Annotated in this window: 18 protein-coding genes and 1 tRNA gene; 14 read left to right on the top strand and 5 right to left on the bottom strand. The window is 45.8% G+C overall.

What is annotated here, in order from left to right; all coding sequences use genetic code 11:
• The first annotated feature begins 244 nt into the window (after positions 1 to 244).
• The 7 genes from MHM87_RS15375 to glpG all read left to right on the top strand — a co-directional run bounded on the left by MHM87_RS15375 (position 245) and on the right by glpG (position 8,041).
• On the top strand, positions 245 to 718 hold the full coding sequence (locus MHM87_RS15375; RefSeq protein ID WP_039226966.1) for a hypothetical protein: 474 nt from the start codon (positions 245 to 247) through the stop codon (positions 716 to 718).
• Complete coding sequence (locus MHM87_RS15370) at positions 715 to 1,890, top strand: hypothetical protein (protein WP_239260014.1); 1,176 nt, start codon at positions 715 to 717, stop codon at positions 1,888 to 1,890. Before MHM87_RS15375 ends, MHM87_RS15370 begins: the two co-directional genes overlap by 4 nt.
• Positions 1,891 to 1,899: 9 nt before the next feature.
• On the top strand, positions 1,900 to 4,344 hold the full coding sequence (locus MHM87_RS15365; RefSeq protein WP_239260012.1) for an EAL domain-containing protein: 2,445 nt from the start codon (positions 1,900 to 1,902) through the stop codon (positions 4,342 to 4,344).
• Positions 4,345 to 4,507: 163 nt separating this feature from the next.
• The gene (gene kbl / locus MHM87_RS15360) at positions 4,508 to 5,704 is read left to right on the top strand and encodes a glycine C-acetyltransferase (protein ID WP_239260010.1); all 1,197 of its coding nucleotides are present in this window, start codon (positions 4,508 to 4,510) and stop codon (positions 5,702 to 5,704) included.
• Complete coding sequence (gene tdh, locus MHM87_RS15355) at positions 5,701 to 6,726, top strand: L-threonine 3-dehydrogenase (protein ID WP_014947766.1); 1,026 nt, start codon at positions 5,701 to 5,703, stop codon at positions 6,724 to 6,726. Before kbl ends, tdh begins: the two co-directional genes overlap by 4 nt.
• On the top strand, positions 6,726 to 7,037 hold the full coding sequence (gene glpE / locus MHM87_RS15350) for a thiosulfate sulfurtransferase GlpE (RefSeq protein ID WP_014947767.1): 312 nt from the start codon (positions 6,726 to 6,728) through the stop codon (positions 7,035 to 7,037). The genes tdh and glpE overlap by 1 nt, the downstream gene beginning before the upstream one ends.
• Positions 7,038 to 7,177: 140 nt before the next feature.
• Complete coding sequence (glpG, locus tag MHM87_RS15345) at positions 7,178 to 8,041, top strand: rhomboid family intramembrane serine protease GlpG (protein WP_239260008.1); 864 nt, start codon at positions 7,178 to 7,180, stop codon at positions 8,039 to 8,041.
• A 55-nt stretch (positions 8,042 to 8,096) separates the two neighbouring features.
• Here the strand turns inward: glpG and MHM87_RS15340 are convergent, their stop codons facing one another.
• The gene (locus MHM87_RS15340; RefSeq protein WP_049587539.1) at positions 8,097 to 8,510 is read right to left on the bottom strand and encodes a flagellar basal body-associated protein FliL; all 414 of its coding nucleotides are present in this window, start codon (positions 8,508 to 8,510) and stop codon (positions 8,097 to 8,099) included.
• 148 nt (positions 8,511 to 8,658) lie between these two features.
• Here MHM87_RS15340 and MHM87_RS15335 point away from each other — a divergent pair, with 148 nt between their 5' ends.
• Together MHM87_RS15335 and ubiA are read left to right on the top strand one after the other, a co-directional pair.
• On the top strand, positions 8,659 to 9,228 hold the full coding sequence (locus MHM87_RS15335) for a chorismate lyase (protein WP_049587578.1): 570 nt from the start codon (positions 8,659 to 8,661) through the stop codon (positions 9,226 to 9,228).
• Entirely contained in the window at positions 9,225 to 10,082 is an 858-nt protein-coding gene (gene ubiA / locus MHM87_RS15330) for a 4-hydroxybenzoate octaprenyltransferase (protein WP_239260006.1), read from the top strand. Before MHM87_RS15335 ends, ubiA begins: the two co-directional genes overlap by 4 nt.
• 101 nt (positions 10,083 to 10,183) lie before the next feature.
• Here ubiA and MHM87_RS15325 read toward each other — a convergent pair whose 3' ends face one another.
• Positions 10,184 to 10,435: an accessory factor UbiK family protein gene (locus MHM87_RS15325; protein ID WP_239241409.1), complete on the bottom strand. Its 252-nt coding sequence runs from the start codon at positions 10,433 to 10,435 to the stop codon at positions 10,184 to 10,186.
• 112 nt (positions 10,436 to 10,547) lie between these two features.
• Between MHM87_RS15325 and rep the strand changes: the two genes are divergently transcribed.
• Entirely contained in the window at positions 10,548 to 12,563 is a 2,016-nt protein-coding gene (gene rep, locus MHM87_RS15320) for a DNA helicase Rep (RefSeq protein ID WP_239260004.1), read from the top strand.
• A gap of 45 nt (positions 12,564 to 12,608) precedes the next feature.
• On the opposite strand, the gene MHM87_RS15315 is transcribed toward rep, so the two are convergent.
• A complete protein-coding gene (locus MHM87_RS15315) occupies positions 12,609 to 15,209 on the bottom strand; it encodes an EAL domain-containing protein (RefSeq protein WP_014947774.1) in 2,601 nt (866 codons plus the stop codon).
• Between the two features lie 103 nt (positions 15,210 to 15,312).
• Complete coding sequence (locus tag MHM87_RS15310) at positions 15,313 to 15,720, bottom strand: c-type cytochrome (RefSeq protein WP_014947775.1); 408 nt, start codon at positions 15,718 to 15,720, stop codon at positions 15,313 to 15,315.
• Positions 15,721 to 15,984: 264 nt separating this feature from the next.
• Between MHM87_RS15310 and MHM87_RS15305 the strand changes: the two genes are divergently transcribed.
• The 4 genes from MHM87_RS15305 (at position 15,985) to MHM87_RS15290 (ending at position 20,299) form a co-directional block, all read left to right on the top strand.
• Positions 15,985 to 16,061 (top strand) — tRNA-Arg (locus tag MHM87_RS15305).
• 192 nt (positions 16,062 to 16,253) lie between these two features.
• A complete protein-coding gene (gene nhaC / locus MHM87_RS15300) occupies positions 16,254 to 17,666 on the top strand; it encodes a Na+/H+ antiporter NhaC (RefSeq protein WP_239260001.1) in 1,413 nt (470 codons plus the stop codon).
• A 103-nt stretch (positions 17,667 to 17,769) separates the two neighbouring features.
• A complete protein-coding gene (locus tag MHM87_RS15295) occupies positions 17,770 to 19,539 on the top strand; it encodes a BCCT family transporter (RefSeq protein WP_239259997.1) in 1,770 nt (589 codons plus the stop codon).
• A 139-nt stretch (positions 19,540 to 19,678) separates the two neighbouring features.
• Positions 19,679 to 20,299: a hypothetical protein gene (locus MHM87_RS15290; protein ID WP_239259995.1), complete on the top strand. Its 621-nt coding sequence runs from the start codon at positions 19,679 to 19,681 to the stop codon at positions 20,297 to 20,299.
• A 135-nt stretch (positions 20,300 to 20,434) separates the two neighbouring features.
• Here the strand turns inward: MHM87_RS15290 and MHM87_RS15285 are convergent, their stop codons facing one another.
• Positions 20,435 to 20,683 (bottom strand): DUF2960 family protein, encoded by a 249-nt coding sequence (locus MHM87_RS15285; RefSeq protein WP_014947779.1) that lies wholly within the window; start codon positions 20,681 to 20,683, stop codon positions 20,435 to 20,437.
• Positions 20,684 to 20,961: the final 278 nt, after the last annotated feature.

Below are 20,961 nucleotides of genomic sequence, written 5' to 3'. Positions count from 1 at the left end.
CCGGAGAGTTCTATCTGAAAAATAAGCATTTATTTGGCGCGAATAGGTAATACTCGAGCAAATAGGCTTCACCTAGCGCATGCCAAAAGATACGAACAATAGGAAAAAATACTGTTGATAGATCAGGGCACCATCACAAGCTAATTGTCGCTTAATTTACTTAATTGTAAGGTAAAACTATCAACTATTATCTACACTTAGCGTTGCGAAGTGTTCCTTTGAAATAACAGGGAGTCGTTACTGAATGAAAAAGCCCGCTTTGCGATGGCTATCCACTGTTCTTGCTTATACTCAATTTAGACTGGTGCTATTACTGAATATTGCACTGTTTTCAGGCGTGCCTGCCGCACACGCAGCAGAACTAAACGTCATGGTTAATGAGAGTGTCATGGTTTCAGAGCTAAACCGCTCTGAGCTTCGCCAGATATTTACCGGCCATCGTCAATATTGGAGCGATGGTACTAAAATCACGGTATTTGTATTGCAGGATAACGATGAGCTCCACAAGCAGTTTTGTCGTGAAGTACTTCAGATGTTCCCTTATCAATTATCTCGTCTATGGGATCAAATCACCTATTCTGGGCAGGGCGTTACACCCGTTAGGGTCACGTCTTACCAAGCGTTGATAGAGGCGTTAGAAAGTACCACAGGCGCTATCGGCTATGTTGAACATACCGAAATTGTGAAATTAAGACGCGTAGAGGTAGGAACAGAATGAATAAATACATCGCTCTCGCGTTTGGAATGTTAAGCATGCCTGTCCTTGCTTCACAAGGAGATTTTTCGTGGCATGGTTATGTCTCTCAAGGTGTAACTCAGTCACATGGAAGTAACTTTATAACTGACGATAACGCAATAACAGGTGAGCTCACCGAAGTTGGGCTAAATGGTTACTATCGAATAGCGGAAAACATCTCTGTTGCCGGGCAAATTAATTATTTAGACGGCGGGAATCGTTTTGAGCAGGGCGCTCGTTTAGATTATTTGTTTATTGATTGGAAATTGCCTGACTTGCCCGGTAAGTGGCAAGGACAAGTCCACATTGGTCGCTTCAAAAACCGCCACTGGCTGTACTCAGTGACCAGAGATGTGCCACAAACACGTTACACGTCTGTTCTTCCCCAGTCTGTGTACTTTGACGGGTTTCGCGACGTTGCTTTGGGAAGCAACGGTATCCAAACCAGTTTCTCACACTATGGTGCTCAGAATATCTGGGAATTAAACTGGAGTTACGGTCGCTCTAATATTAACGACTCCCAGAGAGATTTTTTACTCGGCGACGAAGCAAAAGGCGACATCAAGCAAGACTTTGTTCATCAAGCCAGCGTGTTCTGGCAACCGGCTACCATGACATGGAAACTAGGTGCCAGTTGGTTGAATTCTGATTTCAGATATACACCTTCTCAGGATGACAACCGAGTAGCTGGCGGAGCAGATATAGAGCGTATTATGCTGTCTGCGCAATACTTTGCAGAAAATTGGGAAGTGTCAGCAGAGTTAGTTAGGGAAGTTCAGGATAACAAAGGGCTATTCTTCCCTGGTTTTGCCTTTAAACGCACGGGCGAAGGCGGTTTTGTTCAGTTTAGGTATTTGTTTAATAACAATGTAAGTGGTCTTATTGGCTACGACACATACATTAACGACAAATCAGATCGAGACGGAAAGCAGTTAGAGGCGATGACAGGCGGCGTGATCCCCGCTTACTTTGGCTATCAAGATACGTATACCCTAGGCTTGCGTTGGGACATTGCACCGAAGTGGCGACTTCAAGGTGAGTATCATTGGGTTGAAGGTGCGACAAGGGTAGTGAGCTTACTGAACTTAGATGTAGCGTCTCATGCCGATAAGCATTGGGAAATGTGGTCAGTGCAATTGATGTATTGGTTTTAAGGGCATTAGATGAAGGTTCAGGTATCTTTCACCACTAAAACCATCACAATTTTGTTGGCTATGGTATTAACTGTGGCTGTAGTTATATCAACGGTTCTTATTCAGGAGTCTGACGCTCGAATTCTGCTCCAGCAACGGGAAAACCAGGTCAGTAATCAACGACGGGTTCAGCTTTTTGAAGACATTCTGCACGGCAGAATGATCACGCTTATTGATATCATCAGCCATAAGAGTGGAGGCAACGCAGATAGCCTTGAATCGCTACAACAAACGCTTAGCGGTCTTAGTGAATACCTGACCCTAAACTTTCAAGTTGAATCGCTGTATTTGTTTGACGAACACGGTGTTGTTGGTAACCCGCTACAGCCAGTAAATAAAACCATTGAAAAGTTAGTGAATACCACTCGGGCGTCGTTTGAAAGCCGCTCACTATTGTACTGTGACTCGGTATGCACGCACTACATTTCAATTCCAATCATGGCAAACGGTGAAACACTGCCCGTCATCGTTGTGTCCACGTCGATGAGAGAACTGCTATACCTGTTTAGTCGCGCTACCGATGTGCACAAAGTTGCTGTCGTCCAGCACAAAGAAACCTCATCTGAGTTGTCAGAATTAAGGGTGGCAAGCCAAGTGTCTGCGGCTAATCGACAGTACTTTCAATCTCTATTTGATGCGTTACCCGATAATTGGCGAATTGACGATTTAGTTATTAGAGGTATGAATGTTGCGCTGGAAAATCAGCAGTTGCTGGTTAGTTTATTGCCTTTTAATCACGCATCAGGTGATCATCCATACTTGCTTATTGTGCAAGACGTGTCGGCCATGGTGCGTCAAAACGAACAATACCAGTACATAGTTATTTCTAGCGCTGTTGCGCTATTTTTTATCTTCTCTTCGCTGCTTTACCTTTTCCTAAATCAATACAGAATACGCTTGCTAGATGTAAGCGAACGTTTGCCTATGCTGGCCGAACACAAGTTCAGCGAGTTTTACACCATTGCAGCTAAACGAAGGAAGTCGCCTATTTTCAAATTCACAGATGAATTGGACGTTGTTGAAGACGCGGCAAATAATCTGGCGCGCCAGCTAGAAAGCTTTGACGGACAAATGGCTATTAACACAGCGAAGCTTGAAAAAATGGCGATGTTCGATGTGTTAACCGGACTTCCCAACCGTAATATGCTGACTTTTCAAATAGAAAAGCAGCTAGCTAGTTCAATTCGCGACGATAGGTTAGTGGCACTGATGTTCATGGACCTTGACGACTTTAAAAAGGTTAACGACAGTCATGGTCATGACGTCGGCGATAAACTCTTAAAAGCTGCTGCTATGCGTATTTCTAAGCCGATTAGAGAGTCGGATATTGCATCTCGATTTGGCGGTGATGAGTTTGTTATTTTACTTTCAAATATCGAAAGCAAAAAGCACGTAGACACGGTAGCCAAAAAGCTGATAGAAGAGTTTAAAGAGCCAATCATTGTAGATGGCGTAACCTTTTACGTTTCTATTAGTATCGGTATTGCTATTACCAACCACTCTCGCGCCACGCCAGTAGAACTGCTGCGTCATGCTGATATTGCGATGTACGAAGCTAAAGCCAAAAAAGGGGCGGAGTATCGCGTGTATGACGCCACCATGAACCTTAAAGTAATGCAGAAGGTTGAGCTGGAGTCAGAGGCGCGTGAAGCCCTTAGAGACAACCAGTTTAGCTTAGCGCTTCAGCCCCAAATTGAGATGCACACGGGAAGGCTGGTGGGCTTTGAAGCGCTATTGCGTTGGCAACACCCTAAAAAGGGTAATATTTCCCCGGCCGATTTTATACCGCTTCTTGAAAACACGTCATTCATGCTTGAGCTTGATTACTGGGTAATTACGCGCTCAACTTATTTAATCAGAGAGCTTAAAAATAGCGGCTACCCCGACGTGAAGATGGCGATTAATTTGTCAGCGGGTCAGTTCTTAGACCCGAGTTTGCCTGAATTCTTGCAGCAGCAAATTATCAAAAATGACATAGCGCCCGACCAAGTTTGCTTAGAGTTAACCGAAACGGTATTGGTATCAGATATCAAGCGTGCAACCACCATCATGCAAAATATTCGCGACATGGGGTGCATGCTGGCTATCGACGATTTCGGCACGGGCTATTCGTCGTTGAGTTATCTTAAATCGTTACCCGCCGACTACATCAAAATTGACCGCTCGTTTGTGGCAAATATCGCCAGCAGTGCTGACGATAGAAACATCGTTCACTCTACGATTTCTATGGTGCGCAACATGGGAATGCAAGTGGTGGCAGAAGGAATTGAAACCAGTGAACAGTACGAGTTGCTGTGTCATTTCGACTGCAACCTGGGTCAAGGCTACCTTATCAGCAGACCTATTCCTGAGGTTAACATTTGGGACGTGTTAAGCGACAAAGTAGAGTTTGGTTTTTGGAAAGAATCAGCCTAGGGCGACTTTACCGTTTCAAAAGGGGCACGCTTCATCAATGTAGTGTGCTGAATAATTTACAAACTTAGTCGACAAACCCATTAAATACAGCGCAAGGGTGTGTACCCTTTACCGCGCTTTCATTAAACTAACGGTTTTAATATACCTACACTCGGAGAATGGCATGTCTGCGGCATTTATTTCTCATTTGCAATCGCAAATTGAAGCCACGAAAGAAGATGGTTTGTACAAAAAAGAGCGTGTTATCACGTCGCAACAACAAGCGGATATTGGTGTTGCTAACGGCGAGCACGTTATTAATTTTTGTGCCAACAACTACCTTGGTCTTGCAAACAATGAAAGCTTGATTGAAGCAGCAAAGAAAGGCCTGGATAGCCATGGTTTTGGTGTAGCATCTGTACGATTCATTTGCGGTACACAAGACATTCACAAGCAGCTGGAAGCCTCTATCAGCGACTTCCTCGGTACAGAAGACACCATTTTGTACCCATCGTGCTTCGACGCGAACGGCGGTTTATTTGAAACGCTATTAGGCCCTGAAGATGCCATTATTTCTGATGCGTTAAACCACGCCAGTATCATTGACGGTGTGCGCCTGTGTAAAGCTAAGCGTTATCGCTACGCCAATAACGATATGGCAGCATTAGAAGAGCAGTTGAAGCAAGCTGATGCCGATGGCGCACGTTTCAAAATTATTGCCACCGACGGTGTGTTTTCAATGGACGGCGTGATTGCCGACTTAGCCTCTATTTGCGACCTGGCCGACAAGTATGACGCTATGGTAATGGTAGACGATTGTCACGCAACGGGCTTCCTTGGCGAAAACGGCAAAGGCAGCCATGAGTATTGTGGCGTTATGGGTCGTGTAGACATCATCACCGGTACTCTAGGTAAAGCACTAGGCGGCGCGTCTGGCGGTTATACCACGGGCAAAAAAGAAGTTGTAGAGTGGTTGCGTCAACGCTCGCGTCCTTATCTTTTCTCAAACTCGGTTGCGCCACCTATCGTTTCAGCATCGCTTAAAGTGTTTGAAATGATGAAAGAAGGTGACGAGCTTCGCGCTAATTTATGGCGCAACGCCAATCACTTCCGTACGCGTATGGAAGAAGCGGGCTTCACATTAGCTGGTAAAGATCACGCTATTATTCCTGTTATGCTAGGCGATGCTCGTTTAGCTAGCGAAATGGCAGACAAGATGCTTGAGAAAGGCATCTATGTTATCGGTTTTTCTTACCCTGTTGTGCCGAAAGGTCAGGCCCGTATTCGTACGCAAATGTCAGCAGGTCATAGCCTTGAACATGTTGATAAAGCGGTAGATGCATTTATTGAAGTTGGCCGTGAATTGGGAGTAATTTCATGAAGTCGCTAGTTAAAGCGAAAGCAGAAAAAGGCATTTGGCTACAAGACACGCCAGAACCTGAAGTAGGACACAATGACCTACTGATTAAAATTCGCAAAACCGCCATTTGCGGCACCGACATGCACATTTACAACTGGGACGAATGGTCACAGAAAACCATTCCGGTACCTATGGTTGTAGGCCACGAGTATGTGGGCGAAGTCGTAGGTATGGGCCAAGAAGTGAAAGGGTTTAAGGTTGGCGACCGTGTTTCGGGCGAAGGCCATATTACCTGTGGCCATTGCCGTAACTGTCGTGCAGGTCGCGTACATTTGTGTCGTAACACTGAAGGCGTAGGCGTAAACCGCCCGGGCGCTTTTGCTGAATACTTGGTAATTCCTGCATTTAACGCGTTTAAAATTCCAGACAACATTAGTGACGACCTTGCGTCTATCTTTGACCCGTTTGGTAACGCTGTTCACACTGCACTAAGTTTCGATTTGGTGGGTGAAGACGTGCTGATAACAGGTGCCGGCCCAATAGGTATTATGGCTGCTGCAGTTGCAAAGCACGTAGGTGCTCGTCATGTCGTGGTTACCGACATTAACCCTTACCGTCTTGAGCTTGCTAAAAAAATGGGTGCAACCCGCGCCGTTGACGTAAGCAAGGAAGACTTGAAAGACGTAATGAACGAACTTGGTATGACAGAAGGCTTCGATGTGGGTCTGGAAATGTCTGGTGTGCCGGTGGCTTTTAGAGACATGCTGAACAAAATGAACCATGGCGGCAAAATTGCCATGCTGGGAATACCTCCACAAGATGTTGCCATCGATTGGAATCAGGTTATTTTCAAAGGCTTGGTGATAAAAGGTATCTACGGCCGTGAAATGTTTGAAACATGGTACAAAATGGCGAGCTTGCTGCAGAGCGGCTTAGATCTATCGCCTATCATCACACACACCTTTTCTATTGATGACTTTCAGAAAGGGTTTGATACCATGGGGTCTGGACACTCAGGTAAAGTTATTCTGGACTGGCAATAATGACAACATTCTCACACATTAGCGTAAACGACGTTGCAAACTTTCAAGGTGACGTAACCATTGTGGATATTCGCGATCCTCAATCGTTTGCTAATGGACACATGCCTAACGCAGCGCAGCTGAACAACGACAACTTTGCAGCGTTTATCGACCAAACGCCCAAAGATATCCCAGTGGTTGTCGTGTGCTACCACGGCGTAAGCAGCCAGCAGGCGGCCCAAGTGATTGCACAGCAAGGCTTTGAAACCGTTTATAGTATGGACGGTGGCTTCGAAGCATGGCGACTGGCAAATCCGGTAGTCACGGCATAGCGATTTGATAAAGGTGCACAATGTGCACCTTTATTTTTTGCAGCTACTGCAGTATTTCAGTATAAAGAGGTTATATACCGCGCCCTTGGTATATGTCATATCGCATTCATATTCTTCTGCTTCGGGGTAACAACTAGCTTATGGCTCATCCTTTAATTGCGTTCAATCAGCAAAGTCCTGCACATCTTCTCGCCAATTATTTAACCAGTCAGCACATTCAGGCCGCTGTAGTACAGCACGATAAAGAGTTCGTGGTGGTATTAGATAATCACGACCATCTCGACCGCGCAAAAGTGATTGCAGATGGCTTTTTGGCAAACCCTACTGATCCGAAGTACCAGCAAGCAGCATGGGATAATGGCAAGAACGTACGGCTGGCGCCTTTGGGTAATGGCTTTTCCATGGGTAATATCATTGCCGATGCCGTGAAAGCGCCTTTTACCTCGGTGGTATTTATTCTGTGTGTTGCGGTTTATTTACTGTCATTGTTTGGACTGTTTGCCCCTATCGCACAGCATTTATTGATGCAGCCATTTTCCATTTTGTCGCAAAATCACGAATGGTGGCGATTACTAGGCCCTGCGTTCATTCATTTTTCGGCGCTGCACATTATATTTAACCTACTGTGGTGGGGCATGTTGGGAGCTAAAATCGAACGCATCCTTGGCATGAGTATGCTGCTTATTGTGTTCTTAGTGTCGGCCACTATTTCGAACGCCGCGCAAGCGCTGTTTAGCGACCCTGTGCAAGGCAACCTGTTCTTGTTTGGCGGCTTGTCTGGTGTGGTGTATGCCGTAATGGGCTTTGTGTGGTGGCTAGGCTGGCTGCGACCAAGTTGGGGCTTATCGCTGCCAAATTCAATTGTGGGCTTTATGTTGGTGTGGTTGGTACTGGGTTATGCCGATATTTTGTGGGTAAACATGGCGAATGCTGCACATACAGCCGGGCTTATTTCCGGATGTTTGCTCGCCGGGGCCTTAAGCCTTGGGTCGGGTAAACGCTAGTGGCGTTTTATGTAGCTAAAAGGCGTACGTTAGCCTCTTAGCCCGTTATCTACTTTTAACCGCCTTGGTATAAGTATTTGGTGAAGATGACGTTCTTCACCACTTCGCCGCCTGTCTCTTGCTTCATGTGCTCTTGCAACGCTTTAAGAATAGCGCGGCGAATGTCTTCACGACCAGTTAGTGATTTAACCTTCTCTGCCGGTTGCTGACCGAATATTTCAATGGCAGTAGAGCGCAGCAACGGCATATGGTGTTCAGCAATTTCAAGCTGATCAACATCGTGGATCATCAATTCAACTGACACGCGTACATAGCCTAGCTTTTGTGCGCTATCGCTAATGTAGTTGGTAACAATCTCTGGCTCTAAGCCCAAATAAGCATAGTTGGCCTTGTCTTGCGCCACTGCTGCGTTACAACCAAGAACGAAAAAACTAACCGCAAATACGCGTAAAACTAAAGACTTAAGCATAGTGAAGCCCGAAACACCAAAGTAATAAATTCACTTGGTAGTGTAGCAAAACTCTGATTAAACACACTACTGCAAAAGTTTAACCGAGTGAAAATAATTGAACATGACGTGTTATCATACTAACAGATTCATTATTCGGGCTTTTCGTGTGAGTTTTAATGCCACTTTTCCAGTGGGTTTGGCGGTTGACTGGCAAGCACCTTCTGGCATCACAATTCCTAATGCACAGCTAAAAAACTGGCTGTTAGACACTGGGTCGTTAACCGAACGAGTACAGTCTTTAAGCAACCACTTTTCTCTAGAGCTTATTGGCCAGCACGAGCAGATTCCTCACGACAATGAACTGTCGTTTTTACTCGACAACGGTGAAACCCATTATCAAGCGCGAGAAATTCTCTTATGTGGCGATCATAAGCCATGGGTGTTTGCACGTTCTATCATTCCTCAAGCCTTTGTTGACAGCGAGCTTTCAAATCTTGGTCGAGAGCCTTTAGGAAAACGTTTGTTTAACGATAAACGCTTTACACGCTCTGCGTTTCAACTGTGTACAGTGCCAGCTTCGCAGTTTGGTATTAACAGTAATCAAACCTTGTGGGGCAGGCGCTCGTTGTTTACGTTAGGCAACTACAGCATGATAGTGGCAGAGGTGTTTCTTCCGCCCTCACCGGCGTATAGCCACACTGCTAAAAACGAAAAGGAAAGCGAAAAACAATTATGAAGCACAATTGGAACGCCTATGCGCGACTGATGCGCCTTGATAAACCAGTCGGTATTTACCTTCTACTGTGGCCAACACTGTGGGCGCTTCTTATGGCTGCACAGGATTTACCGCCTTTAGGCATTACGCTCATCTTTGTGGCTGGCGTAGTTGTCATGCGCTCAGCCGGGTGTGTAATTAACGATTATGCAGACAGAAAAGTAGACGGTAGCGTAAAGCGAACTGCCCAGCGTCCTCTTGCAACCGGAGAAGTGTCGGCTAAACAAGCACTACAACTTTTTGGTGCGCTTATCGCTTTAGCATTTGTCTTAGTGTTATTCCTTAACTGGCAAACCATTGCGTTGTCGGTGGTAGCCTTACTCCTAGCAGCAAGCTACCCCTTCATGAAGCGTTACACCAATTTACCGCAGGTGGTATTGGGTGCCGCGTTCGGTTGGGCCATTCCTATGGCATTTATGGCTGTGATAGAAACAGTACCAGCGTACGGCTGGTGGTTGTTTATTGCTAACTTACTATGGACGGTAGCTTACGACACCATGTACGCCATGGTAGACCGCGATGACGACTTACAAATAGGCATCAAGTCTACGGCCATATTATTTGGAAAAAACGACGTACTCATAGTCATGCTGCTACAGGCCGCTGCCCTTGCCATTTTGTGGTGTATAGGCTGTGCTATTAACGCAACCTGGCCTTACTACTTAGCCGTGCTGTTTTCGGCTCTGCTATGCGTGCGCCAGTATCAACTTATTAAACGCCGTCAGCGTGAAGGCTGCTTCACCGCGTTTATTGAAAATCACTATATTGGTTTAGCCATCACGCTAGGAACGGCACTGCATTTTTATTTGGTGTAACAGTAAAAGTAACTAGCCCAATACAAACCATTGTTTATGGTATTCAGCCACAAAAAAAGCGCCATAAAGGCGCTTTTTGAGTTTCTGTAAGCTTTGAACGCCTACTTTTCCGCTAGCTTCGCTTCAAGCTCAGCAATGCGGCTTTCCATAGCGTCTAGCTTTTCACGAGTGCGAATAAGCACTTGGCTTTGAATATCGAACTCTTCGCGAGTCACTAAATCAAGCTTAGACAGCTGCGACTGCAATACCGCCTTTACTCGACCTTCGGCTTCTTCAGCCATGTTTTTAACGCCAGGTGGAACGGCCTCAGCAATTTGTTTCGCTAAATCTTCGAGTTTCTTCGGATCCAACATGGAATTCCCTTATAATGCGCAGCTCAAATTATGAAAGCTATTCTATCGGTATCGACACGACATGCAATGAAAACTGTGTCGCGCCAAAAATGTACGTTGTTCTAGGTATTAAATGAAACTAAATGAAGCTCAAGAGTCTGCCGTAACCTTTGTGTCTGGCCCATGTTTGGTGCTGGCTGGGGCGGGTAGTGGTAAAACGCGCGTAATTACCAATAAGATTGCTCATTTAGTTAGAAACTGCGATATGCCAGCTCGCTACATCGCAGCGGTAACCTTTACCAACAAAGCAGCACGTGAAATGAAAGAACGTGTAGCGCAGACCTTGGGCAAGCCGGAGGCGCGCGGGCTAAAAGTGTCGACCTTCCACACCATGGGCTTAACCATTATTAAAGCGCATGTGAAAGATCTTGGCTTAAAGCCAGGTTTCTCGTTATTCGACGATAAAGACTCGTTCGCGTTGCTTAACGATTTGACGTCCGACACCCTCGATGGCGATAAAGATCAGCTTCAGCTTTTACAAAGCTGCATATCGAATTGGAAAAACGACCTTATCTTGCCTGATGCTTTATTAAAATCAGCAACCAGCACGGGCGAGCGAGAGTTTGCAGAAGCCTACAAGCGCTACCAAGACAACCTTAAGGCATATAACGCGCTAGACTTCGATGACTTAATTTTATTACCTACATTACTTTTAAAAAGTAGCGAAGCAATAAGAGTCAAATGGCAGAGCAAAATTCGCTACTTGCTGGTGGATGAGTACCAAGATACCAATACCAGTCAGTACGAGTTGGTAAAGCTATTAGTAGGTGAGCGTGCGCGCTTTACCGTGGTGGGCGACGATGACCAGTCTATCTATTCATGGCGTGGCGCTAAGCCGCAGAATTTGCACCTGTTACAGCAAGACTTTCCGCGCTTAAACGTCATTAAGCTACAGCAAAATTACCGCTCGTCAGGCCGTATTCTGCATTGCGCGAATATTCTTATTCAGAACAATCCGCATTTGTTCGATAAAACCCTGTTCTCAGAACTGCAGTACGGCGAGCCGCTAAAAGTGATAGAGGCGAAGAACGAAGAGCATGAAGGTGAGCGCGTGGTGGCAGAACTGCTGGCGCATAAGTTCATGAACCGCACCCAGTTTAAAGATTACGCCATTTTGTATCGTGGGAATCACCAAAGCCGTATTTTTGAAAAGCTGTTAATGAGTAACCGCATTCCGTACAAAATAAGCGGTGGTATGTCGTTCTTTGGCCGTGCCGAAGTGAAAGACATCATGGCGTATTTACGGTTGTTAGTGAACCAAGACGACGATAACGCTTTGCTTCGCATTATTAACACGCCAGGGCGCGGTATAGGCCGCGCTACGCTAGAAAAGCTAGGTAACTTTGCAAATAGCTTGGGCGTGTCTATGTTCGAAGCGGCGACGCACCCTAACTTAAATAGCGTGCTGCCCGACAAAGCCTTTCATTCGGTTTCTACCTTTGCCCGCTGGATAGTAGAGCAATCGGACAACGCGGAGCGTGGCAACACCGCTGACGCGGTTCGCACCATGATCCGCACTATGGGCTACGAAGAATGGCTATATGAAACCAGCGCCAGCCCCAAAGCCGCCGAAATGGCCATGGCCAACGTAAGTACCTTATTTGGATGGGTTAACGATATGTTGGAAGGCAATGACCTAGACCAACCTATGACCTTAACCGAGGTGGTGAACCGTTTGATATTGCGCGACATGATGGAGCGTGGCGAAGACGACGGGGAAGGGGATCAAGTTCAGTTAATGACGCTACACGCCTCAAAAGGTTTGGAATTCCCTATTGTATTCTTAGTGGGCATGGAAGAAGGCTTATTGCCGCACCAAAGCAGCGTTGACGAAGACAACGTGGAAGAAGAGCGCCGACTTGCTTATGTGGGAATTACTCGCGCCCAGCGCGAGCTTATATTCAGCCTTGCTAAAGAGCGTCGACAGTTTGGTGAAGTGATTAACCCAGAGCCAAGCCGCTTTTTATTCGAACTGCCGCCAGACGATGTACAGTGGGAAAATCAGAAACCGAAGGCGACAAAAGAAGAGCGCCAGCAAAAGGCACAGGTGGGAATTGCTAACCTACGAGATATTCTAGGGAAAAAGTAGTCTGCTAATTGAGGCGAGGTTACGCTGGCAAGTAAGTACTAACTATCAGCTTGCTAGCGACGTCATATCCAGCACTTTGGCGTGCTTCAATACTTTGCCTTGGCCATAAATACATTCAATTTCGTTAAGCGCATCTAGCTGTGCCTGTGAGTCTACGCCTTCAGCAATAACCTGAAACTTCAAATGCTCTGAAATAAGCATGACAGACTGAATAAGCTTTAAGTTTCGTTGAGAGCGAGGCAGTGACTTAACAAAGCGATGATCAATTTTGATGAAGTCGAAGGGGTAGGCAAACAAATAACTTAATGAAGCTAATCCGCTTCCAAAGTTATCCAGCACCAAAGTTACGCCCGCACGTTTTAACTTCTTAATAGCAGGAAGAATGAACTGAGAGCGGCGATTTAAGTCGTTTTCATCAAACTCAAATACCAGCTGGCTAGGCGTAATACCTGATGTTTCAATCACATTAATCATCTGGTTTACCATAGATGCCTGTAGCAAATGATTAATTGAAACGTTAACCGCTATTTTATTGATCGGGTCGTCGGTGTTTTTATAGTGGTTTAATAGCTCGCAGGCTTTGGTTAGCTGGAACAAGTCTAAATCTAGCGTAAGGCCACTATGCTCTGCCACTTGTCTAAACTGCTCTCTGGCAATCTTGCCGTAGGCAGGGTGCGACCAGCGAATGTACATCTCTTTATACAGTGTGCTGTCGTCATTAAGCTTTATAACGGGCTGTAGGAAGTAATCGAACTCTTCTTCACGCAGTGCACGTCTGAATTCATTTTCAAGCTCAAGCTCTTCAATAAGTCTGTCGCGCATGCTCTTGTCGAACATAACAAAGCGTCCGCGGCCTAGCGTTTTCGCTTGATACATAGCGGCATCGGCATCACGAAGCACTTCATCTGCGGCGCGATAGTAGGTTTCTAAGTGCGCAATACCAATACTTGCACCTGAATACATCTCTCGACCATCAAGCAAGAACGGTTCGGAAATAGATGAAATGATACGGCTAGCCACTTCTTCTACGTCTGCTTCATCTTCAAAGTTATCAAGCAGTACAACAAATTCATCACCGCCTAAGCGCGCTAACAGGTCGTGACCACGAATACACAGCGCAATACGTCTAGCTACTTCAATTAAGAACTCATCGCCGGCGTGGTGACCTAGGGTATCGTTAATAACTTTGAAGCGGTCTAGGTCGATAAACAGCACCGCAAACATGTTTTCGCTGTAACGCTGCTTACTGGCTATAGCCAGCTCTAGGCGACTAGTGAACATGGCGCGGTTAGGTAAATCAGTTAACGAATCGTGATGCGCGTCGTGAATAAGCTTAAGCTCAATCTCTTTACGCTCTTCAATTTGTTGCTTTAAGAACTTATTAGCACGGTTTAGCTCGGCTGTGCGTTCTTTAACGCGCTCCTCAAGCTCAACGTTATAGCGCTGCATCGACTCGGTATTGCGCTTACGCTCAATGGCTACCGCGATATGGTGTGATACAAAACGCAAAAGCTCTTGGTCGCGAGAATTGTATTTAGCGTGTTTACCGTAGGTTTGTACAGCAATAACACCTGCTATTTCTCCATCTACAACAAGCGGCGAACCTAACCACGAGTTCGCACTGTTTAGCATGGTTTGCGCAACCGACACATCTAAATCGCCAGACTCTGCAAGCTCCAATACTCTGGGTGGGTTAACCAGCTCAGCTTGCCCCGTTCGCAATACGAATTCAGTTAGACCAAGCCCCAAAGGCCTTGAACTTATGTTCTTTTCTTGTGCGTCACTAAAATACGGGAATGCGAGTAGCTCTTTTTCCTTATCAAGAATGGCAATGTAACAGTTAGGTGCGCTAATTAGCCTAGCTAAAATTTCGTGCAGACTGGAGTAAAACACATCCATATCGCCTTCAAGGTTAGCCGCCAGCTCAGATATCTCGAATAAAGCCTGCTGTAGCGACTCTACTTTTTGGCGCTCTAATATTTCTTCTTGAAGGTCGTCATTAATTTTTCGCAGTTGGCGGGTGCGTTCGCGGATGGTGCGTTCAGTGAGCTCACGGTTTTTTACTCTATCAACCGTGGTAACAATGTGTTGAGAAACGAACAGCAGTACTTCTAAATCTTCTTGCGTATAGTGCACACCCTCATCATAAGTTTGCACTACCATGGCACCTATGACTTGGCTTCCTCGTTTAAGGGGCACGCCCAGCAGCTCAAACGGCTGTGAGCCAACTAGCTTTATATCATGCTGAGAGGCAAAGTTTTCTTCATCGTCACGTTTGTAAAATAGATGATCACCGGTTTTAAGAATGTAACCGGTCATGCCGTCCATTAACGATTCAGCGGGGAGCTGGCGAACGGTTTGTTCGTCGAATTCGTCAATGAAGTAAGCGAAATCGACAACGTTACTGTCGGGTTCGTAAAAGGCAACAAAGAAGTTATCGGCATTCATAAAATCGGCAATGATTTCATGAATAGCGGAATAAAGGCGATTAAGGTGACTTACAGAACTGGCAAGTTCAGAAATGTCGAAAAGCGCCTTCTGAACACGTTCAGCGCGCTTGTACTTGTCGGTGAGTTGCTGAAGCTGCGGTATAAGTTCGCGCAGTTCTTCTTCCGTCAACTCATGTTGCGTCGAATCTTGTGACATTCCGCTCGCCAGTAAAAAAGTAACGTTTCCCCAAAGAGTTAAATTACCCGATTAGAGGGTAAAACGCTACTTTTTCCATCAAGTTGTTATGATTTAGCGGGTATTAGATACCTTCAATCATGTACTCGATTGCAGCTTTAATTTCGTCATCAGAACAGTTACCGCATGTACCTCGAGGAGGCATAGCGTTAATACCGTTCAATGCGTTTTGCCATACGCCATCAAGACCGCGCTCGTCTAGACGTGGTTGCCAGTCTGCTGCAACGTGAACTTTAGGAGCTCCTAAAACGCCTGCTGAGTGACATGCAACACATGCAGAGTTGTAAACGTCTTCACCAGACTTTGCACCGCCAGCTGCGCCAGCACTTCCTTCAGCCGCTGCGCCTGCAACGTGTACCTGACCTACCGGCTTAATGCGATCGGCAATTTCATCGTTACTCATTTCTTGTGCTTGTGCTGCAAAAACAGTTAGCGCAGTAGCAGCAACAGTTAACCAAGTCTTTAATTTCACATCTGTCTCCAGGCAATGATGAATTTGTTTAAAATATAACTGGCCAGATTATAACGGTTAATTGGGGTTGAACAACTATTTGAAGCCAATTACCCATAAAAAGTAAGGATTTTTAACACTTGTTCCAAGCCACCTAAAGAGATTTTAATAAATGAGTTGAAGCCAACCCACCGCGTAAGTATTATTACGCCCCGTTTGCAGCGTACATTTAACTGCGTATTTTTCCTTTGCGAACGTACACGGTTATTACAACCGTAGCACGATCCGCCCTTAGCTCAGCTGGATAGAGCGCGGCCCTCCGGAGGCCGAGGTCAGAGGTTCGAATCCTCTAGGGCGGGCCATTTCCTTTTCTAGTGACCTATGAAGGAATAATCTCCTTCAGCCTTTCTATATCAGAATCGAGCACGCCTACCTTAGACGTGGCTGCAACTCTAACGTCCAATCCAATGCAACATCAAAGTCATTCCAACGCATAGCAAAGTCGTTATACTGTTTTTCACTAGTTTATTTTTAAGCGTATCAACGTGCCTATAATGTCGCCGCAGCCTATTCAACGCCCAAGTTTTACTCAGTCACTACTTTGTTTTGGTGTTATTGTCGCACTTATAGCAGGCGGATTATTTGGCCTGGGCATTAGCCTGCATGCATTACTATTTCTGTGTTTGCTATGGGCTGGTATCAATGCCTTTAGCTTGGGGTACACATACCTACAAATCCGCGATTTAATGACCAGCGCATTAACCCGGGCCATGCCAGCAATCTATATTTTTATCCTCATTGGTATGGTTATCGCCAGCTTTATGCAAAGCGGCACTATCTCAACGCTAATTTTTTACGGTTTAAGTTGGCTAAACCCCAGTATCTTCCTTGCGGTGGGATTAATTTTGTGTGCGGTAATGTCGGTAGCTACAGGCACATCGTGGGGTACGGTGGGCACTATGGGTGTAGTGCTGATGGGTATTGGCGCTGCCATGAACATACCACTCCCCATTGTGGCAGGCATGGTGGTATGTGGTGCGACGTTTGGCGATAAAATGTCCCCGGTGTCTGATACCACCAACCTCGCACCCATGAGCGCGGGTACCAACCTGTATCGGCATATGTACGCCATGCTGCTAACGACACTACCTAGCTTTCTTCTAACTTTTGTAATTTTCTTGGTAATTGGCTTTAGCTACGCAAACCAAAGCTTAAATGTTGACGAAATAATTGAAATAAAAGCAGCACTCGCCAGTCACTATAACCTTGCACCCTATATAACACTGTTACCGCTGGTGTTGCTTACGGTAATGAGCATCAAGAAAGTGCCGGCTGAAGTAACCATGTCGTGCAGTATTCTGCTTGCCGTTATCATCGCTATTTTCTATCAAGACACCAATACCATTAGCGTGCTCAACGCGTTGTGGGAAAACACCCCTCAAAATACGGGTATCGCAAATTTAGATGCCTTACTAGGACGAGGCGGTATTAGCAGTATGAGCTGGACGTTGCTCCTCGCCTTAATGGCAATCGCATTGGGCGGCATACTGCACGGTGCCGGCTTTCTAGCTGCGTTGCTGAAAGGCATTATTGAACGGGTAAAACGCACGGCAACCCTAATAGCCGTGACCATTGCGTCTGGTTTTCTAGGCAATGTGGCCATGGGCGAGGCCTATATCTCTATCATTTTGAATTGCCAGTTGTTTAAACCGAAATATGAACAGCAGAACCTTGACCCCGCTGTGCTATCTCGGTCGGTAGAAGAAGGTACCACTATGACCACAGGCCTTATTCCGTGGACAACGGCTGGTGCGTTTTACTCTGCCACCCTGGGCGTTGACGTGCTCGATTACGTGCCCTATGCGTTCTTCAACTATCTAAACGGCGTTATTGCGGTATCCATGGCCGCATTGGGCATGGGCATGCTAACAACCAAAGCACGAATGAATAAACGCACATCGATTTGAAGTAACCCATTAGCTAACACAATTCTGATAAACTGTTTTTTGAGATCGCCCGTTTAAAGCCAAACGTATAAGGCATCTATAAAAACAAAACAAAGGATCGTGTATGAGTAGTAATACCCGAGAAGCGGCCTCCACCAAGGCCATTATTAAACAGGAAGGCGCGTTTAGCGTAATCGACAAGCCCACTTTTTTTGGCTCTCTTATTCTTCTTCTCTCTGTCACCATTCCCCTAATTATTTGGCCGGACCAAGGCGCACAGTGGGTGGCAGCCGCAAAAGACTTCGTAACCAGTAAACTTGGTGTTTTATATCTCTTGCTTGGTGTTGGCGCTGGTGGGTTCATGGTTTACATCATGTTCAGCGACATCGGGCAAATAAAACTAGGCGACCCGGAAGAGAAACCCGAGTTCTCGCCAGTATCATGGGCTGCCATGCTGTTTTGTGCAGGCATTGGCGCGTCTATTTTGTATTGGTCAATGATTGAATGGGTGTACTACTACCAAGCGCCACCGTTTCATATAGAAGGTGAAACCCCCGAAGCCGCGAAATGGGCTGCAGCCTACGGTATCTTCCATTGGGGCCCGCTTGCCTGGGCTATTTACCTCATTCCCGCCGTACCTATTGCGTACTTCTACTATGTGCGCAATCACAGCGTACTTAAAATATCTGAAGCACTCATGCCGGTTATTGGCGAGAAAATGGCTCACGGCTGGCTGGGTAAAATTATCGATATCAGCTTTATCTTCGGAATGTTAGGCGGCGGGGCGACCACGTTAGGTTTGGCTGCGCCTATGATCAACGAAGGGGTGCACGAACTATTCGGCGTGCCTAAATCGCTTACTACCCAAGTTCTGGTGCTAGTAACCTGTACAGCTATCTTTGGTTACAGCGCGTATGTAGGTTTAAAGAAGGGCATTAAGCTGCTGTCAGACATTAACTTTTGGCTGGCCATAGGGTTGCTACTATTTATATTTGTTGTGGGACCTACGTTGTTTATGGCCAATACCGGCCTAGATGCTTTGGGCCGCGTACTTAGCAACATTATTAAAATGGCTACCTGGCTAGAGCCTTTTGCCGAATTTAATGGCTTTCAAAACACGCATTTCCCTCAAGACTGGACCATATTCTACTGGGCATGGTGGCTGGTATTTGCACCAAGCGTAGGGCTTTTTATCGCGCGCATTTCAAGGGGGCGCACCATTCGCACTATGGTCGCGGGCTCCATGTTCTTCGGCACCATGGGCTGCTTTTTGTTCTTCATGGTAATGGGGAATTATGGCTTGTATTTGCAGCTTTCGGGTGAACTAGATGTGGTGAGTATTCTTAACCAAGAAAGCCCTACGGCCGCGATTTTCGCCATGCTACACACGCTGCCATTGGACTACATAGTCATTTTTGTATTCACCTTGTTAGCGCTAATCTTTACCGCAACTACCTTCGACTCCATTTCTTACATTCTGGCAGCTGTAGTGCAAAAAGAAGTAGACGAAGAGCCATTGCGTTGGAACCGTTTGTTTTGGGCATTCGCGTTATCGTTTATGCCTATAGTGCTTATGTTTGTAGGTGGGTTAGAAACGCTTCAAACGGCGTCGATAATAGGGGGCGTTCCGCTATTAGCTGTGGCCTTAATGTTATGTATTGCCATAGTGCGGGCGGCCAATTACGACATGCGTTACCAGCCCGATTACTCGGTAAAAGAAATCAATATAGGGGAATTCCCCGACGACGACCCGTGGAGCGAAGAAGGCACATGGGATATTGATGAAGAGGGCGAAGAGAGTGATGGCCAAACACCTATTGCTGCAAAGCCTAAACAAAGACCGCCAAAAGGCCACGTTGAGGGCGACCCGCACAGCAGACCGTCGCGGTTGTAGCTTTTATCGTAACTGAATGAAACAAACGCCGCTCACGGGCGGCGTTTGTATTAATTGAGCACAATTAGCGTACCCTACAAAAGCGACTGTGGTACTGTAATCACCGTTTGCACCCTTTCAACTTTACGTATGTAGCAGAATGTCAGTTAAGAATTATCAAAAATTCTATCAGCCACTAAACGCGGTACATTCGGCTGATTTTAATCGCTGCATTTACTGCGGCTGCGAAGCTGCGCGGCAAGACTTTATTCCACCCATAAAATTCATTCACGACTGGCAAGACGGACATCTACAGGCCGATTTTATTTCCGTGCCTGCATGCAACGAATGCACTGATCTTTTAAAAAATGAAAACAACGCCACGCTAGAACCCAGAATAACCGTGTTAAAAAAGCGGTTGGCGGAAAAGTACAAAAAGGCCATTCGGGTGTTTAACCACTGGAGTATGGAAGAAATTGAAGAAATGGACGCGGCATTTCAAATAAGCCTAAAAGGCGGCATGCGATTAGGCAAAGAAACCCTTTCCCGCCTTCAATTTGCAGGGTTCGATTATGAAGTGAATGGGAGTATTACGCGGGTGGCAAAACCACAACGCGAGGTATTCAATGAAGAATTTAGCAGCTTTAGAGAAGCACTAGCCTTTGCCAGCGCTACCTACAAAATCAAGAAAAGCCGACTAAGTCAGCTTTATTTCGATAATGACGAAAGCTTTGATAAGGCGATTGAGGCTTTTCATGGGTTGGTTGAAGGTAACCCATAAAAATTTAATTGGTGGTTTTGCGCTCCGGAGTCACAGGTTCGAACACTATCGAGCCCTCCAGTTTTAAGGTTTGGCCGTTAATCCCCAATAGCAAGTTTGTTCAAAGGCCTAGTATGTGTTGAAAGGGCGGAACCATCATTCTTGACCGTTTTTTAAAAAGTACAAATCAGAAAACCCCATTTTTGCAAATTCGGTATCTCTGAAGTTTCTTACGGTTTTTTTGTCTTTACTGATAGCGGCAAGTTGCTGTTCAGTTTGCAGGAACTGGGAAAGGTCTATTCCCTCAGCTTCGGCCACGGCTTCATGCATATTTTGATGGCGGCTGTAAGAAAAGTTTATCTCTTTTGCCACACCTTTAAACTTATAACGTACTTTATGGGCCATGATCTACTCACGTTGGTCGATGAAATTCAAAAACTGTTTAACCGCTATTATAAACTCAAATCGCGCTAATAATTACCGTATTAAAAAAGTGGGTGGCAAAATCGCAGTGCGAGGTGTCTAATGAAAGCTTTGATAAGGCGGTTGAGGCTTTTAATGGGTTGGTGGATAAAGGATAAATACTTTAGATTGCTATGATGTTCTAAACTAAACATTGATATAACTTACCTAAAATACGAGGGATGTATGGGGCCTGATTTCGAAAATAGTAAAGTACTCCT

This window comes from Alteromonas sp. Cnat3-28 (genome assembly GCF_022348265.1).
GTDB classification, from domain to species: Bacteria; Pseudomonadota; Gammaproteobacteria; order Enterobacterales; family Alteromonadaceae; genus Alteromonas; species Alteromonas macleodii.
Note: the sequence above shows the minus strand (reverse complement) of the source record. Positions and strands in the feature narration are given on the sequence as shown.

What these genes read in the sequence shown, in the direction of transcription:
- MHM87_RS15285 (WP_014947779.1), bottom strand. Translation starts at nt 20,683, where the DNA reads ATGGCCCATAAAGTACGTTATAAGTTTAAAGGTGTGGCAAAAGAGATA.
- MHM87_RS15325 (WP_239241409.1), bottom strand. Translation starts at nt 10,435, where the DNA reads ATGTTGGATCCGAAGAAACTCGAAGATTTAGCGAAACAAATTGCTGAG.
- MHM87_RS15370 (WP_239260014.1), top strand. Translation starts at nt 715, where the DNA reads ATGAATAAATACATCGCTCTCGCGTTTGGAATGTTAAGCATGCCTGTC.
- MHM87_RS15375 (WP_039226966.1), top strand. Translation starts at nt 245, where the DNA reads ATGAAAAAGCCCGCTTTGCGATGGCTATCCACTGTTCTTGCTTATACT.
- MHM87_RS15365 (WP_239260012.1), top strand. Translation starts at nt 1,900, where the DNA reads ATGAAGGTTCAGGTATCTTTCACCACTAAAACCATCACAATTTTGTTG.
- rep (WP_239260004.1), top strand. Translation starts at nt 10,548, where the DNA reads ATGAAACTAAATGAAGCTCAAGAGTCTGCCGTAACCTTTGTGTCTGGC.
- ubiA (WP_239260006.1), top strand. Translation starts at nt 9,225, where the DNA reads ATGAAGCACAATTGGAACGCCTATGCGCGACTGATGCGCCTTGATAAA.
- tdh (WP_014947766.1), top strand. Translation starts at nt 5,701, where the DNA reads ATGAAGTCGCTAGTTAAAGCGAAAGCAGAAAAAGGCATTTGGCTACAA.
- MHM87_RS15315 (WP_014947774.1), bottom strand. Translation starts at nt 15,209, where the DNA reads ATGTCACAAGATTCGACGCAACATGAGTTGACGGAAGAAGAACTGCGC.
- glpG (WP_239260008.1), top strand. Translation starts at nt 7,178, where the DNA reads ATGGCTCATCCTTTAATTGCGTTCAATCAGCAAAGTCCTGCACATCTT.
- MHM87_RS15295 (WP_239259997.1), top strand. Translation starts at nt 17,770, where the DNA reads ATGAGTAGTAATACCCGAGAAGCGGCCTCCACCAAGGCCATTATTAAA.
- MHM87_RS15290 (WP_239259995.1), top strand. Translation starts at nt 19,679, where the DNA reads ATGTCAGTTAAGAATTATCAAAAATTCTATCAGCCACTAAACGCGGTA.
- nhaC (WP_239260001.1), top strand. Translation starts at nt 16,254, where the DNA reads ATGTCGCCGCAGCCTATTCAACGCCCAAGTTTTACTCAGTCACTACTT.
- glpE (WP_014947767.1), top strand. Translation starts at nt 6,726, where the DNA reads ATGACAACATTCTCACACATTAGCGTAAACGACGTTGCAAACTTTCAA.
- MHM87_RS15340 (WP_049587539.1), bottom strand. Translation starts at nt 8,510, where the DNA reads ATGCTTAAGTCTTTAGTTTTACGCGTATTTGCGGTTAGTTTTTTCGTT.
- kbl (WP_239260010.1), top strand. Translation starts at nt 4,508, where the DNA reads ATGTCTGCGGCATTTATTTCTCATTTGCAATCGCAAATTGAAGCCACG.